At 60.4% G+C, this 15,260-nt stretch carries 15 protein-coding genes and 1 pseudogene; 7 read left to right on the top strand and 9 right to left on the bottom strand.

Going from position 1 to position 15,260, the window contains the following annotated elements:
• The 6 genes and pseudogenes from ACW9H9_RS26765 to ACW9H9_RS26740 all read right to left on the bottom strand — a co-directional run.
• Nucleotides 1-88 (bottom strand): annotated as a pseudogene (locus ACW9H9_RS26765) (DUF2282 domain-containing protein); the annotation flags it as partial.
• A 244-nt stretch (nt 89-332) separates the two neighbouring features.
• The gene (locus ACW9H9_RS26760; protein WP_457346314.1) at nt 333-1,034 is read right to left on the bottom strand and encodes an ABC transporter ATP-binding protein; all 702 of its coding nucleotides are present in this window, start codon (nt 1,032-1,034) and stop codon (nt 333-335) included.
• A 1-nt stretch (nt 1,035) separates the two neighbouring features.
• Nucleotides 1,036-1,803: a high-affinity branched-chain amino acid ABC transporter ATP-binding protein LivG gene (gene livG, locus ACW9H9_RS26755; RefSeq protein WP_457346315.1), complete on the bottom strand. Its 768-nt coding sequence runs from the start codon at nt 1,801-1,803 to the stop codon at nt 1,036-1,038.
• Nucleotides 1,800-3,053: a high-affinity branched-chain amino acid ABC transporter permease LivM gene (locus tag ACW9H9_RS26750; RefSeq protein ID WP_457346316.1), complete on the bottom strand. Its 1,254-nt coding sequence runs from the start codon at nt 3,051-3,053 to the stop codon at nt 1,800-1,802. Before ACW9H9_RS26750 ends, livG begins: the two co-directional genes overlap by 4 nt.
• Complete coding sequence (gene livH / locus ACW9H9_RS26745; protein WP_457346317.1) at nt 3,050-3,973, bottom strand: high-affinity branched-chain amino acid ABC transporter permease LivH; 924 nt, start codon at nt 3,971-3,973, stop codon at nt 3,050-3,052. The genes ACW9H9_RS26750 and livH overlap by 4 nt, the downstream gene beginning before the upstream one ends.
• Nucleotides 3,974-4,199: 226 nt before the next feature.
• Nucleotides 4,200-5,327, bottom strand: a complete 1,128-nt coding sequence (locus ACW9H9_RS26740) for a branched-chain amino acid ABC transporter substrate-binding protein (protein WP_457346318.1) — start codon at nt 5,325-5,327, stop codon at nt 4,200-4,202.
• A 184-nt stretch (nt 5,328-5,511) separates the two neighbouring features.
• Between ACW9H9_RS26740 and ACW9H9_RS26735 the strand changes: the two genes are divergently transcribed.
• Both ACW9H9_RS26735 and ACW9H9_RS26730 read left to right on the top strand, forming a co-directional pair.
• Nucleotides 5,512-5,673: a hypothetical protein gene (locus ACW9H9_RS26735; protein ID WP_457346319.1), complete on the top strand. Its 162-nt coding sequence runs from the start codon at nt 5,512-5,514 to the stop codon at nt 5,671-5,673.
• Complete coding sequence (locus ACW9H9_RS26730; RefSeq protein WP_457346320.1) at nt 5,670-5,972, top strand: DUF2288 domain-containing protein; 303 nt, start codon at nt 5,670-5,672, stop codon at nt 5,970-5,972. Before ACW9H9_RS26735 ends, ACW9H9_RS26730 begins: the two co-directional genes overlap by 4 nt.
• A 212-nt stretch (nt 5,973-6,184) precedes the next feature.
• On the opposite strand, the gene ACW9H9_RS26725 is transcribed toward ACW9H9_RS26730, so the two are convergent.
• Both ACW9H9_RS26725 and ACW9H9_RS26720 read right to left on the bottom strand, forming a co-directional pair.
• Nucleotides 6,185-8,443, bottom strand: coding sequence for a putative bifunctional diguanylate cyclase/phosphodiesterase (locus ACW9H9_RS26725; RefSeq protein ID WP_457346321.1), 2,259 nt, complete (start codon nt 8,441-8,443; stop codon nt 6,185-6,187).
• A 144-nt stretch (nt 8,444-8,587) separates the two neighbouring features.
• Complete coding sequence (locus ACW9H9_RS26720; RefSeq protein ID WP_457346322.1) at nt 8,588-8,956, bottom strand: YkgJ family cysteine cluster protein; 369 nt, start codon at nt 8,954-8,956, stop codon at nt 8,588-8,590.
• A 252-nt stretch (nt 8,957-9,208) separates the two neighbouring features.
• On the opposite strand from ACW9H9_RS26720, the gene ACW9H9_RS26715 reads away from it, so the two are divergent.
• Complete coding sequence (locus tag ACW9H9_RS26715) at nt 9,209-10,531, top strand: spinster family MFS transporter (protein ID WP_457346324.1); 1,323 nt, start codon at nt 9,209-9,211, stop codon at nt 10,529-10,531.
• 54 nt (nt 10,532-10,585) lie between these two features.
• Here the strand turns inward: ACW9H9_RS26715 and rapA are convergent, their stop codons facing one another.
• Nucleotides 10,586-13,432, bottom strand: a complete 2,847-nt coding sequence (rapA, locus tag ACW9H9_RS26710; protein ID WP_457346325.1) for an RNA polymerase-associated protein RapA — start codon at nt 13,430-13,432, stop codon at nt 10,586-10,588.
• A gap of 216 nt (nt 13,433-13,648) precedes the next feature.
• Between rapA and ACW9H9_RS26705 the strand changes: the two genes are divergently transcribed.
• The 4 genes from ACW9H9_RS26705 (at nt 13,649) to ccoM (ending at nt 15,146) form a co-directional block, all read left to right on the top strand.
• Complete coding sequence (locus ACW9H9_RS26705) at nt 13,649-13,990, top strand: aspartate-semialdehyde dehydrogenase (protein WP_457346326.1); 342 nt, start codon at nt 13,649-13,651, stop codon at nt 13,988-13,990.
• A 169-nt stretch (nt 13,991-14,159) separates the two neighbouring features.
• Nucleotides 14,160-14,645, top strand: a complete 486-nt coding sequence (locus ACW9H9_RS26700) for a lipocalin-like domain-containing protein (RefSeq protein ID WP_457346327.1) — start codon at nt 14,160-14,162, stop codon at nt 14,643-14,645.
• 80 nt (nt 14,646-14,725) lie between these two features.
• Nucleotides 14,726-14,887, top strand: a complete 162-nt coding sequence (locus tag ACW9H9_RS26695; RefSeq protein ID WP_457346329.1) for a hypothetical protein — start codon at nt 14,726-14,728, stop codon at nt 14,885-14,887.
• Nucleotides 14,888-15,029: 142 nt separating this feature from the next.
• Nucleotides 15,030-15,146, top strand: a complete 117-nt coding sequence (gene ccoM / locus ACW9H9_RS26690; RefSeq protein ID WP_457346330.1) for a cytochrome c oxidase subunit CcoM — start codon at nt 15,030-15,032, stop codon at nt 15,144-15,146.
• The last annotated feature ends 114 nt before the right edge of the window (nt 15,147-15,260 follow it).

The raw sequence follows: 15,260 nt of genomic DNA, 5'->3' as shown, positions 1-15,260 counted from the left end.
CGGTGTTGGTCAGGGCGGACAGGCTCAGGGCAGAACCCAGGGCCAGGACGAGGGTGGCGGCGGACAGCGAGCGGGTCTTAGTGGTCATGATGTATCTCCAGCGTAGGGTGGGTAAGCAGGCATTGTTGCCAGTTACACCACTAGATAGAGAGCGAAGGTATTCGTTACACATCCCGTAAGAAAATAGTTCAGATTCACCGTTTTATGCGCCCGCCCAAAAAAATGTGGGAGCGGGTGAGCCTGCGATTGCATCGCCCCGGTGTCTTTCACACACCCAGTCGTGCACCTCGCGGGCCCACCCGCTCCCACATCCGCCTGTAGGTAACAGGCCGTTAACCGCCCAGGTAAGCTTCGCGCACCTTGGGGTCAGTCAACAATTGTTCGCCGCTGCCCTGCATCACCACCCGGCCGTTTTCCAGCACGTAGGCCCGGTCGGCGATTTTCAGCGCCTGGTTGGCGTTCTGCTCGACCAAAAACACCGTCACCCCGTCTTTGCGCAGTTGCTCGATGATGTCGAAGATCTGCTGGATGATGATCGGTGCCAGGCCCAGTGAAGGCTCGTCGAGCAGCAACAGCTTGGGTTTGCTCATCAGCGCCCGGCCGATGGCAAGCATTTGCTGCTCGCCGCCCGACATGGTGCCGCCGCGCTGGCTGAAGCGTTCCTTGAGCCGTGGAAACAGGTGCAACACCTTGTCCATCTGCTCCTGGTAGTCGCCCTTGTCGGTAAAAAATCCGCCCATGGAGAGGTTCTCTTCCACGGTCAGGCGGGAAAATACCCGGCGACCTTCCGGCACGACGGCAATGCTTTTACGCATGATTTCGGCCGAGTGCAGGCCCACCAGTTCCTCGCCCATGTAGCGGATGCTGCCACTGTGGGCCTGGGGTGAACCGCACAGGGTCATCAGCAGGGTGGACTTGCCAGCACCGTTGGCGCCGATCAGGGTGACGATCTCGCCCTGGCGCACTTCGACGTTGACGCTGTGCAGGGCCTGGATCTTGCCGTAGAAAGTGGAAACGTTTTCGAATTGCAGCATTTTACGCTTCCCCCAAATAGGCTTTGATCACGTCCGGGTTGTCGCGGATCTGCTCCGGCGTCCCGTTGGCCAGCGGTGTGCCCTGGTTGATCACCACGATATGGTCGGAAATGCTCATGACCAGTTTCATGTCGTGTTCGATCAACAGCACAGTGGCGTTGTTTTCTTCACGCAGCACACCGATCAGCGCCTTGAGGTCTTCGGTTTCCTTGGGGTTCAGGCCCGCGGCGGGTTCGTCGAGCATGAGGATGCGCGGGCGCGTCATCATGCAGCGGGCGATTTCCAGGCGGCGTTGCTGACCGTAGGCGAGGGTGCCCGCCGGGCGGTTGGCGAACTCGGTGAGGTTGACCTTGTCCAGCCAGTAGGCCGCGTATTCCATGGCCTCGCGCTCACTTTTGCGAAACGCCGGGGTCTTGAACAGGCCCGCCAGGAAGTTGGTGTTCAGGTGACGGTGCTGGGCGATCAGCAGGTTTTCGACCGCCGTCATGTCCTTGAACAGCCGCACGTTCTGGAAGGTGCGCACCACGCCCTTGCGGGCGATCTCGTGGCCGGCCAGGCCCTGGATCGGTTGGCCGTCGAGCAGGATGCTGCCACCGCTGGGCTTGTAAAAGCCGGTCAGGCAGTTGAACACCGTGGTTTTGCCAGCGCCGTTGGGGCCGATCAAGGCCACGACCTGTTTCTCTTTAACGGTCAGGGCCACACCGTTGACCGCCAGCAAGCCGCCAAAGCGCATGCTCAAGTTTTCGACTTTCAGGATCTCGCGGCTCATTTGCGCAGCTCCATGTGTGGACGTTGCATGGGCAGGAAGCCTTGAGGACGCCAGATCATCATCAGCACCATCATGGCGCCGAACATCAACATGCGGTATTCGCTGAACTCACGCATCATTTCCGGCAGCAGGATCATCACGATCGCCGCCAGGATCACGCCCAGCTGCGAGCCCATGCCGCCCAATACCACGATGGCCAGGATGATGGCCGACTCGATGAAGGTGAACGATTCTGGTGTCACCAGCCCTTGGCGTGCGGCAAAGAAACTGCCGGCAAAGCCTGCGAACGCGGCGCCGAGGGTGAAGGCCGAAAGCTTGATGATTGTGGGGTTGAGGCCCAGTGCACGGCAGGCGATTTCGTCTTCGCGCAGCGCTTCCCACGCACGGCCAATGGGCATGCGCAGCAGGCGGTTGATCACGAACAGGGCCGCCAGCGCCAGCAACAGGGCAACGAGGTACAGGAACACCACTTTGCTCACCGGGTTGTAGTCCAGCCCGAAGTATTCGTGGAAGGTCTGCATGCCCTCGGCAGCGCTGCGGTCGAACGACAGGCCGAAGAAGGTGGGTTTTGGAATGCTGCTGATGCCGTTGGGGCCGCCGGTGATGTCGGTGAGGTTACGCAGGAACAGACGGATGATTTCACCAAAGCCCAGGGTCACGATGGCCAGGTAGTCACCGCGCAAACGCAGCACCGGGAAGCCCAGCAGAAAGCCGAACGTGGCGGCGGCCAGGCCGGCCAGCGGCAGGCAGACCCAGAAGCTCCAGCCCAAATAGTGCGACAGCAACGCGTAGGTATAGGCGCCCACGGCGTAGAAGCCCACATAACCCAGGTCGAGCAGGCCGGCCAGGCCCACCACGATGTTCAGGCCCAGGCCCAGCAACACGTAGATCAGGATCAAGGTGGCGATGTCGACCGCGCCGCGCGAACCAAAGAACGGCCAGACCAACGCGGCCACGATCAGGCCAACGATGATGTAGCGCTGGGTGCGCGGCAGGGTCAGGAACTGACTGACCTTGGGCGATACCAGCGGGCCACGGTTGGCGCGGAACAAGGCGCCGACCTGCTGGGTGAACAGCACCCGCAGGAACATCAGCACCGAACACAGGGCAATGATGGTCAGGGTCACAGGACCGGTGCCATGCACTTCCAGGTTGATGCCGACAATGCTCAGTTTGAGGCCGAGTACCGGAAAGGCCACGGCCCAGACCAGCAGGGCGCTGAACAGCGCCGACTTAAGATATTTGCTCATACTTTCTCAACCTCCGGGCGGCCCAGAATGCCGGTCGGCCGGAACAGCAGCACCAGAACCAAAAGACCGAATGCCACGACGTCCTTGTACTGGTCACCGAAAATGTCGGCACCAAAGGCTTCAGACACCCCCAGCACCAGCCCGCCGAGCATCGCGCCCGGAATGCTGCCGATACCGCCCAGTACTGCGGCGGTGAAGGCCTTGAGGCCTACCAGGAAGCCGGCGTTGGGGTTGATCACGCCATATTGCATGCTCAACAGCACAGCGGCGACGGCGGCCAGCGCGGCGCCGATGACGAAGGTCAGGGCGATGATGTTGTTGGTGTTGATCCCCAGCAGGTTGGCCATCTTGATGTCTTCGGCGCAGGCCCGGCAGGCGCGCCCCAGACGGGAGCGGGAGATGAACAGTGTCAGGCCGGTCATGGCCACCAGGGTGACGACGAACACCAGGATCTGCATGTAGGAAATCAGGACTTCTTCTGCACCGCCCGGGCCGAAGGAGAGGCTCCCCGGGATCAGGTTGGGAATGGATTTGTCCTTGGAGTCCTGGGACAGCAATACGGTGTTCTGCAGGAAAATCGACATGCCGATGGCGGAAATCAGCGGGATCAACCGGTTGCTGCCACGCAGGGGGCGGTAGGCAACACGCTCGATACTGTAGCCATAGGCACTGGTCACGACGATCGAGGCGATAAACGCCGCCGTCATCAACAGCGGTAATGAGTGGATACCCATCATGGCCAGCCCGGCAAGGGCAATGAAGGCCACGTAGGAGCCAATCATGTAGACCTCGCCATGGGCGAAGTTAATCATTCCAATGATGCCGTAAACCATTGTGTAGCCAATGGCTATCAAGGCGTAGGTGCTGCCAATGGTCAAGCCATTAACCAGCTGTTGGAAAAAATGATAGATCTCAGGCATTACAGCGCTCCTAAAAACCCGATACGCATTTCACTGGTGGAGTCATTTCCGGCTTGGTGCCCTGCTCTGTGTTCAGGTTGCACGAAGCGTTTCCCAGCGAACCGCTGGTGACGGTTTTAAGATTTTCAGGTGAGCCAGCGCCCGGATCGCGGGTGTCAGGCCCATAAACCTCGTAAAACAAAGCCCACTGCTTTCACAGTGGGCTTGTTGACCGGTAAGGCCTGGCTTACTGAGGGGAGACTTCGGTTTTTGGCTTGCCGAAGTGCCATTCGTAGACCACGAACTTGAAGTCCTTGAGGTCGCCCTTGGCGTCGAAGCTCAGGTCGCCCGTCGGGGTCTTGAAGGAGCCCGCGTGGATGGCGGCTGCGACCTTGGCGGTGTCTTCGCTTTTGGCGGCGGTGATACCACCGGCGATCAGCTCGACAGCCGAGTAGGCCGGGAACACGAACGGGCCGCTAGGGTCTTTGCCGTCGGCTTTGATCGCGTCAACGATGGCCTTGTTTTCAGGCGCGGCGTCGAAGGATTTCGGCAGGGTCACCAGCAGGCCTTCGGAAGCGCCCTGGGCGATTTGCGAGATGGAGTCGTTGCCCACGCCTTCCGGGCCCATGAACTTGGCGTTCAGGCCTTTTTCCTTGGCTTGGCGCAGGATCAGGCCCAGCTCAGGGTGGTAGCCGCCGTAGTAAACGAAGTCGACGTTGTTTTGCTTGAGCTTCTGGATGATCGAGGAGAAGTCTTTGTCGCCAGCGTTCAGGCCTTCGAACACGGCAACTTTCACGCCTTTGTCTTCCAGGGTCTTTTTAACGGCGGTGGCGATGCCTTCACCGTATTGCTGTTTGTCGTGCAGGACGGCAACGACTTTAGGCTTGACGTGGTCGGCGATGTAATTGCCGGCCGCCGGGCCCTGGGCGCTGTCCAGGCCGATGGTGCGGAACACCAGTTTGTAGCCACGGGAGGTGATTTCCGGGCTGGTGGCCGCTGGGGTGATCATGATCACGCCTTCGTCTTCATAGATGTCGGACGCTGGCTGAGTGGAGCTGGAGCAGAGGTGGCCGACCACGAACTTGACGCCATCGTTGACCACTTTGTTGGCCACGGCGACCGCTTGCTTCGGATCGCAGGCGTCATCGTATTCAACGGCAACCAGTTGTTTGCCGTCGACGCCGCCTTTGGCGTTGATGTCTTTGATGGCTTGTTTGGCGCCCGTGAACTGCATGTCGCCGTACTGGGTCACAGGGCCGGTTTTAGGGCCGGCAATACCAATCTTGATGGTGTCAGCTGCGAACGAATGGCCGGCAACCCCAGCCAGGACCATAGCGGCAAACAGTTTGGAAATCTGCTTAGTAGCCTTATTCATAGTGCTCCACTCTTGCTGTTGTATTTTTTATAGTTCTAGCGGCCTTGTTGAGCTGCAGAACCGGATCGGACATCGCAGATATCGCCCCGGCAATGCTCTGGCAACTGTACCGGTACAGTGTAGAGCGCCGGCTGATCGCTTGAAAAGCTGGCTGCTGGGGGCAACACCTGGACATGTCGCTTAAATGAAAGAAAAAGACAGAATTGCGGCGAGGGCATGCCAGAGTTTCGGGCAATCCTTGGCGTTCCTGACACTTTCGATCGGTGCCTCATTTGCAACTGGGTTTTTCTACCTGGGGCTCGACGGTATGATTGCGCCGATTTTTTATTCAGGTGAACTCCCATGACGCAAGAACCTAGCACCCTCTATGCCAAGCTGCTCGGTGAAACCGCCGAAATTTCCTGGAAGGAGCTTGAGCCGTTCTTTGCCAAGGGTGCCCTGTTATGGGTCGATGCGGGCCTGGATTTGATTGAAACCGCCGAGGCAATGGCCGAGGACAACCGCGAGAAAGTCGCTGCCTGGTTGGCTGCGGGGGTAGTGGGCGAGGTGTCTGCAACGCGGGCGCTGGACCTGGTCGAGCGCGATCCGGGGCTGTGGGCGGTGGTGGTTTCGCCGTGGATTCTGATCCAGGAAAGGGCGGCGTAGGAATTGCCTGCACTAAAAGTGTGCGTGAATTTTCCGTGTAAAAGTGTGTAGTGGAGTAACTGCTGTCGCCGTGATGGCATGTTGCCGTGAAGAAAGGTCACAGCTCAGGGTGACGTGTGCGTCATGGGGACAGTTTCAGGGCGAGCGCGTGAGCCGCTGAATTGTTTCGGGGTGTGGCAAAAAGCCCGGATCTGGCCTGTCGGGTCGGACGGTTATCGAATCGGGCGTATCACCGAAGGAGGGTTTGTACGCCCCGCCGTATCTTTGGGCGGCGCCTCCGTACCGCCCGCCAGGCTCAGCGGGTTGAGCAGGTTGCTTTGGTCCAGGCCTCGGATCACGGCGCCGATTTCCTGAAGGGGCACGGCGGCGCTGAGCAGGTAGCCCTGGACGAAGTCACAGCCGTGTTTTTGCACCACTTCCAGCTGTTGCACGGTTTCCACGCCTTCGGTCACCACCTGCAAGTGCAGGGTGTGGGCCATGCCGATAATGGCCTGGACGATTTCGATGTCGGCGCTGGACTTGGGAATGTCCTGAATGAACGAGCGATCAATTTTCAAAGTGTTCAAAGGCAGGCGCTTGAGGTACGCCAGCGACGAGTAGCCCGTGCCAAAGTCATCGATGGACAGCGAAACCCCCAACGCACGAATTTGCCGCAACAGGGCCAGCGTGCTGCTGATATTGCCCATCAGCGCGTTCTCGGTCACCTCCAGCTCCAGGCGGCTCGCGGCGACCCCGCCGAAACGCAGGGCGCTTTCGATTTCGTCCGCCAGTTCATCGCGGGCCAGGTTCAGCGCCGAGCAGTTCACCGCCATGGTCAATTCGGTGTGGCCTTGCTCCGACAGCAGGCTCAGGTCGTGACAGGCCTGACGCAACACCCAGTGGTCCAGTTCGGCGATCAGGCCATTGTTTTCGGCGATGCTGATGAAACGGTCCGGGGTGAGCAGCCCGTGGTGCGGATGCTGCCAGCGTACCAGGGCCTCCAGGCGGGTGATCTTGCCTTTTTTCAGGTCCAGGATGGGTTGGTAAAACAGCACCAACTCGTTCTTGCCGCGCAGGGCTGCGCGCAGTTCCTCTTCCAGTTGCAGCTCGAGGAAGGCGCGGGTTTTGAGGTTGGAACTGAAGAAGTTCAGGCTGTTACGGCCAGTGTCCTTGGACTGGTACAGCGCAAGGTCGGCGGTCTTGAGCAGTTCTTCGCTGGTTTTGCCGTCTTCGGGGAACAGGCTGATGCCGATGCTGGTGGTCATCACCATGCGCCGGCCTGCCAGTTCGATAGGGTCTTTCATCTTTTGCATGATGCGCTGGGCCATGTGCCGCGCTTCATCGCGATGGTGGATGCTGATGAGAATGCAGAATTCGTCGCCGCCAAAACGGGCGACCACATCGTCATGGCTGCGCACCGAACTTTTGATGTGGCTGGCGAGCACGGTGAGCAATTCGTCGCCCGCGTCATGGCCGAGGCTGTCGTTGATGCGCTTGAAGTGGTCGATATCCAGGAAAATCACCGCCAGCATGCCGTCGTTCGCCGCTTTTTCTGCGAGGCGCTCGGCAAAAATCTGATTAAAGCCACGGCGGTTGAGCAAGTTGGTCAAGGCGTCGTAATGGGCAACCTGTTGCAATGAAACCCGTGCCTGGTCCAGTTCGCTGAGCAGGGCGTTGACCCGGCGCAGGTCGGTTTCCTTGTGTTGCAGTTTTTTGTCCGCCAGGGCGGCACTGATGCTGCTGCCAATCACCAGTAAGGTGATCACGGCCACCGACAGGCCCAGTTGTATCGGGTTGTTGTCCACCGGCAGCGAGGGCGCAACGCCGTCCGGCACCAGCAATTGCATGGCCGCCATGCCGGTGAAATGCATGCTGATGATGCCCGCGCCGAGCACCAGGCTGGCGGCGTATTTGAGCAATTGATGGAAAACCCCCGTGCCATTGCGCAGGTGGCGCGAGAGCAGCAGCGCCGCCAGGCTCGCCCCGATGGCAATGGCAATGGAGGCCATGAACAGCCCCGATTCAAAATACACCGCCGCCTCGGAGCGCATCGCCGACATGCCCACGTAGTGCATCAAGGCAATGCCGATGCCCATCCAGACAGACGCCAACAGGTATTGCGGGAATTTCAAATCGCGGTGGCTGAGGGTTTTCATCGCGAACAGCGACGCGATCAGGGCGATCAGCAACGAGGCGAACGTCATGATCAGTTCGTAATGAATGGCAATGGGCGCTTGGAAGGCCAGCATGCTGATGAAGTGCGTCGACCAGATCCCGCCCGCCAGGCAACCGGCACCGATCCAGCGCCAATGACGTTGGGCGGTGGGATTGTCGACGTGGCCGACACGCTCAGCCATGTCCAGCGTACCGAAGCCCGCCGCGCAAGCGACCAGGTACGCCAGCAACACCAGAAAAGGGTTATGACTGCAATTGAGTAATAAATGCCCATTATCTGGAAGGTCAGTGAAAAAATGCAGACCTAGCCATTCCATAGCATGCCTCGTTACAGAGTCATCCGGTGTCACTGCCGACGGCGATGACCTAATGACGAGCAGTATAGAAGGCCTGGAGAAATCTCAAGCGGTACTGGCATTTTGATTTGTACTGTTTCGGCATTCCCGCGATAGCGATTGATGCTAAGCGCTGATGGGCAGCGCCAATGCCTGCACCGGCTCGGCCAGCGGCGCCAAGCCGAAAGCGGCCCGAGCGGCGTCGCAGTCGACGTTGGCTACACCCTGGCTCCAGGACGCATCAAACTCGCGGCACGGGGTGGAGCGTTGATCATAAATCGTGCAACGCGTGCCTTGGCCCACTTCACCTTCCAGGCTGCAGCAGCGCGCGGGTTTCTGGTTGGTGCCGATCATCGCCACGCGGGTCGGGTTGATCTGCTCCACCAACTCATCGGGCACCGTACCGCCGGACGAGACGCATTCGCCCCAGAAGAAAGACACGCGAAAATGTGAACAGCAGGCACCGCAATTCAGACACGGACTGACTTCGGACATGAGCGTCATCAACACTAAAAGTAGGGAGGGGGGGTGTACGGAAGGCTCGCTATTCTAATCCTGCCGTACGCCATGGGAAGAGGGGCCAACACTTATTTTTTTGTGGGATTAGCGCAGGACGTGGGCAGGGTATTGGCCGCTATCAGCTTTACGAATCATTACAGACAACGGCAGCACCGCTGACTAGATTGCAGGTTCCGGGCAGGATGCTTCGGGTATCGCGGCCCTAACAACAATAAAAGAGACGGACCTATGCAGCACTCGACCCAAGCGGCCAATGCCTGGCGCATTCTGTTTCTGTTGTTCCTCGCCAACCTGTTCAACTTTTTCGATCGCACCATTCCGGCGATCATCATCGAACCGATTCGCATGGAGTGGCACCTCAGCGACTTCCAGATCGGCTTTATCGGCACCGCGTTCACCCTGGTCTATGCCATCGCCGGCCTGCCCCTGGGGCGAATGGCCGACACCGGCTCACGCAGCAAACTCATGGGCTGGGGCCTGGCGGCGTGGAGCGGATTGACGGCGGTCAACGGCATGGTCGGCAGTTTCTGGACATTTTTGCTGGTCCGCATGGGGGTTGGCGTTGGCGAAGCCAGTTATGCGCCCGCGGCCAACTCGCTGATCGGCGACCTGTTTCCGGCCCATCGCCGGGCCCGTGCGATGGGCATCTTCATGCTCGGCCTGCCCCTGGGCCTGTTGCTGGCCTTTTTTACCATCGGCGCGATGGTCAAGGCGTTCGATAGCTGGCGCGCACCGTTTTTCATCGCGGCCATTCCCGGGTTGATCCTTGCGGTCTTCATGTTTTTCATCAAAGAGCCCCAGCGTGGCGCGGCAGAGGCGGTGCAGACCTCCCAGGCGCCAGTAGACCGGCCGATTCGCCGGGTGTTGGCCGTTCCAACGTTTCTATGGCTGGTGCTGGCCGGCCTGTGCTTCAACTTTGCCACCTATGCCTGCAATTCATTTTTGGTGCCGATGCTGCAACGTTACTTCCTGATGCCGTTACAGGAGGCGGCGGTGGCCACTGGCGTTATCGTCGGCCTCACGGGCCTGGTGGGCCTGACCCTGGGCGGCTGGATCGCCGACAAGATCCACCAGCGCGTGGCCAATGGCCGGCTGCTGTTTGCCGCGTTCAGCCTGATCATCTCCACCGTCACCACCGCCTGGGCGTTGCATGCCGGGCGCATCGAAATCGGGGTTTTCGTGGCGCTGTTCAGCGTGGGGTGGCTGTTTGCGTACAACTTTTATACCTGCGTCTACACCGCCATTCAGGACGTGGTGGAGCCGCGCCTGCGGGCCACGGCGATGGCGCTGTTTTTTGCCGGGCTGTATTTGCTGGGAGGTGGGTTGGGGCCGGTGGTGGTGGGCGCGCTGTCTGATCACTTTGCGCATTCGGCGATGTACGCCGAGGGCGCGGATCAGATGACCGAGGCTTACAAGGCGGTGGGTTTGCACGACGCCATGTACCTGATTCCGGCGGCGCTGCTTTTGACCCTGCTGTTTCTGTTCCAGGCCTCGCGCTGTTTTGTACGGGATGCGCAGCGCATGAAGGCCGGGCTGGCGCAGGCCGTTTAGGCGCCGCGATAAAAGAGGCCCGCATTGCGCGGGCCTCTTTGTTTCAGGTGGCGGTCAACCGGCGACCAACACCCGGATCGCTTCCAGGCGCAGGGCTGCCTTGTCGAGCATGGCCAGGCCTTGCTCGCGTTGTTGGCGCAGGGCGACCAGTTCGCTGTCGCGCACGGTCGGGTTGACCGCTTGCAACGCGGTCAGGCGGGCCAGTTCTTCGTCGGTGTCTGCTGCCAGGCGACGTTGGGCCTCGGCCACGCGCTCGGCGTGACGCGGGGCGATTTTCTCTTCGCCCGCGTTGATCCGTGGCGTCAGCTGGTCACGCTGGGCCTGGATGAACTTGTTGGCGCTGGCCCGTGGCACCGCTTCGAGCTGGTCGTTCAGGGTGGTGAACGAGACGCGACCGGACAAGTCGTTACCGTTGGCATCCAGCAGGCAGCGCAGCGCCGCCGGAGGCAGGTAGCGGCCCAGTTGCAGCGAGCGCGGGGCAACCACTTCACTCACGTAGAGCAGCTCCAGCAACACGGTGCCGGGTTTGAGCGCCTTGTTCTTGATCAGCGCCACGGCGGTGTTGCCCATGGAGCCGGACAGCACCAGGTCCATGCCGCCTTGCACCATGGGGTGTTCCCAGGTGATGAACTGCATGTCTTCGCGCGACAGCGCCTGGTTGCGGTCGTAGGTGATGGTCACACCTTCGTCGTCACCCAGCGGGAAGCTGGCGTCGAGCATTTTTTCGCTGGGCTTCAAGATCAGTGCGTTTTCCGAATGGTCTTCGCTGTCGATGCCAAAGGCGTCAAACAGGGTTTCCATGTAGATCGGCAGGGTGAACTGGTCGTCCTGTTCAAAGATGGCTTCTACCAGCGCCTCGCCTTCACCGGCACCGCCGGAGTTCAGTTCCAGCAGGCGGTCGCGGCCGGTGTGCAGGTCGGCTTCAAGGCGTTCGCGTTCGGTGCGGGCTTCGTCCACCAGGGCTTGCCATTCGCCATCGTCGCCACCTTCAAGCAGCGGCAGCAGGCGCGTGCCGAACTGATGCTGCAAGGCGTTGCCGGTCGGGCAGGTGTTGAGGAACGCATTCAGTGCCTCGTGATACCACTGGAACAGCCGCTCTTGCGGGCTGGTTTCCAGGTAGGGCACGTGCAGTTCGATCACGTGTTTCTGGCCGATACGGTCCAGGCGGCCGATACGCTGCTCCAGCAGGTCCGGGTGGGACGGCAGGTCGAACAGCACCAGGTGATGGGAGAACTGGAAGTTGCGGCCTTCACTGCCGATTTCCGAGCAAATCAGTACCTGGGCGCCGAATTCTTCGTCGGCGAAGTAGGCGGCGGCGCGGTCGCGTTCCAGGATGTTCATGCCTTCGTGGAACACCGTGGCCGGAATGCCGGAGCGCACGCGCAGGGCGTCTTCCAGGTCCATGGCGGTTTCGGCGTGGGCGCAGATCACCAGGACCTTGGTGCGTTTGAGCATTTTGAGCTGGTCGATGAGCCATTCGACCCGAGGGTCGAAACGCCACCAGCGGTGTTCTTCGTCGGCGTCCGGCTGGGCCTGAAAGCTGACTTCCGGGTACAGCTCGGCCTGTTCGCCCAGCGGCAGCTCCAGGTATTCGTCCGGGCTTGGCAGCGGGTAGGCGTGCAGCTTGCGCTCGGGAAAGCCCTGCACGGCGGCGCGGGTGTTGCGAAACAGCACGCGGCCGGTGCCGTGGCGGTCGAGCAGTTCACGCACCAGGCGGGCGCTGGCTTCGGTGTCGCCATCGTTGACGGCAGTGAGCAGCGCTTCGCCTTCGTTGCCGAGGAAACCCTGGATGGTTGCGTGGGCGGCGGGCGACAGGCGGCCTTGATCCAGCAGCTCCTGAACGGCCTCGGCCACCGGGCGGTAGTTTTCGCTCTCGGCGCGAAAGGCGGCGAGGTCGTGGAAGCGGTTCGGGTCCAGCAGGCGCAGGCGTGCGAAGTGGCTGTCCTGGCCCAGTTGCTCGGGGGTGGCGGTGAGCAGCAGCACGCCCGGAATGGTTTCGGCCAGTTGCTCGACCAGCGTGTATTCGGGGCTGGCCTTTTCTTCGTGCCACACCAGGTGGTGCGCTTCGTCGACCACCATCAGGTCCCAGCCCGCGGCGAACAGCGCATCCTGGGCTTTCTCGTCATCTACCAGCCATTCCAGGGCCACCAGCGCGAGCTGGGTGTCTTCGAACGGGTTGCTGGCATCGCTTTCAATGAAGCGTTCTTCGTCGAACAGCGCCACTTGCAGGTTGAAGCGGCGGCGCATTTCCACCAGCCACTGGTGCTGCAGGTTTTCCGGCACCAGGATCAATACACGGCTGGCGCGGCCCGACAGCAGCTGGCGATGGATCACCAGGCCTGCTTCGATGGTTTTGCCCAGGCCTACTTCGTCGGCCAACAGGACGCGCGGCGCGATGCGGTCGGCCACTTCACGGGCGATGTGCAGTTGGTGGGCGATCGGTTGCGCCCGCACGCCGCCCAGGCCCCACAGCGACGATTGCAACTGGCGGCTGGTGTGTTCCAGGGTGTGATAGCGCAGCGAGAACCACGCCAGCGGGTCGATCTGCCCGGCGAACAGACGGTCGCTGGCCAGGCGGAACTGGATGAAGTTCGACAACTGGGTTTCGGGCAGTGTGACCGCCTCGTTTTGCGCGTTGAGGCCGTGGTAGACCAGCAGGCCATCGACGTCGTCGACTTCGCGGACGGTCATTTTCCAGTTTTCAAAATGGGTGATGGTGTCACCCGGCGAAAACCTCACGCGAGTGAGGGGCGCATTCCGTAGCGCATACTGGCGAGTGTCGCCAGTGGCCGGATAGAGCACGGTCAACAAGCGGCCGTCCTGTGCCAGAACGGTGCCTAACCCCAGCTCTGCTTCGCTGTCACTAATCCAGCGTTGCCCCGGTTGATACTGCTGCGCCATGCTGCCTGACTCCCGCCGTGAAAAAGCCGACTATTCTAACGGAACACGGCTTGCAGACCAAAAGGAATAGGTTGAGCTTCAAATTTTAAACCACACGCGGCAAGAAAAAGGGCAGGGCGTTCGTCAGATAGATGACGATTGGTTCACAAGTTGGCGACGCGTCACTCAAGTCGGCACCCCGACAGCCGACAGTCTGCTGACAGGAGACTCTAAATCATGCTGCCACCCATGCTGCCCGTAAGTGTTGTGCCGGTTACGTCACAACTTGACCCGGTGCGTCAGAAACCCGATATCCCTCCCGTGGTCCCGGTACAGCCGGGGTCCAATGAAAGCACCATCGACCTCAAAAAAGGCGACTCCGAGCAGTCGACCTTTTTGCTGCGCGAAGAACAGCGGCGCCAGCAAGAGCAGCAAAAACGCCGGCGTGAGGCGCACGAAGACCCCGATCAGCACCTGGCGATCCCCGGCGACGAGCTGAACGCCGACAACACGGTGCCGGTGGTGCCCTTGATCGAAGACGCTCCCCGGCAGGGCTTGTGGGTGGACGTGGAGGTCTGATCCCGCAGACGTGTGTCAAAAAGCCGATGTTTATGGAACACGATGTGCCTTTTCTCCCACCCATTCCAAGGCTTGGCCGGTTCATGCCTTGCAACGCGTTGTGTGTGGTTAACCCGCTGTCTTGACGCCGCTGGTGGCTCGGTCAGCTTTTATTGTGCAAGGGTGGCGAATGAAGACGTATTTGACCGCGGGATGGGTTGCAGTGGGCGCCGTATGGGCGATGTCGGGCAGTGCGCAGGCCGCGAACTCGCCGTTGGTCGGGGCCTGGAAGTTGACGGGGTACCAGGTGGAGTCCCAGGACACCCGCAAGATGATCCCCGCGATGGGCGAGCACCCGACCGGGCGTGTGATTTTCACCGAGGATCACCGCGTGGCCTTCGTGTTGACCGCCGAGGGGCGAAAGCCCGGCAGCACCGACGCCGACAAGGCCTCTTTGCTCAATACGCTGGTGGCGTACACCGGCGTTGAGCGGGTCGACGGCAATCAGTGGTGCACACAGGTCGAGTCGGCGTGGAACCCCGAGTGGGTCGGCACCACGCAATGCCGTGAGTTTCACGTCGAGGGTGACCGCTTGCAGGTGCTGACCGGCTGGCGGCAAATGCCCAACTGGCCCGGCACCACCCGGTCGATCATCACCTTCCAGCGCGACCGGTAGGCGGGCGTCTGCGCCGTGGTTGATGCAGGCGGGTCATAAGCGGCATTATTGAGCCACTCACCCATTATGTAAGCCAAACCATGAGCGATGATGACAAGCTGATCGACCTGGGCGCCGAGCGCGCCAAGCGCATCCATGACCTCAATGACAAACGCCTGAATGAAGTACGCCAGGCGTTTGAACAGGCAATGCCGCTGGGTAAAGCCAAAAAGAAACCCAAGAACAAACCGAAAAAGCGTTGAACTGCCGACCTGCCTTGATGCAGGTCAGTCAGTGCCCTTCTTTACGCCCCGTTGCGGGCGACATTGATCCCGGTCAATTTCTCTCTTCGTCTTCCTGGTTAACTTAGGCCCTGTCGCAACAGGGCACGTCAGGAGGCCGGTCATGTTCTTCGATAATGTGGTCTTTGCCGGAGTGCTGACTGTCAGCCTCATGGTGTTGTTCTTTGTTGGGTTTGGCATTTTTATCTGGAAAGACGCCAATAAACGCAGGCAGCGTTAAGTCTTTTCCGAAGCAGGGGCACGCAAGGCATTTTGGGCGACTTCGGTCGCCTTTTTTTTGGTTCTTCACGGATTACCGGGAAAGTCATTCTTGATCTTCATGAAAAAGAATTCG

The sequence above is a fragment of the Pseudomonas sp. SDO5215_S409 genome, from assembly GCF_054071325.1.
The sequence above is the reverse complement of the archived record's forward strand: the minus strand, read 5'-3'. Positions and strand labels throughout refer to the sequence as shown.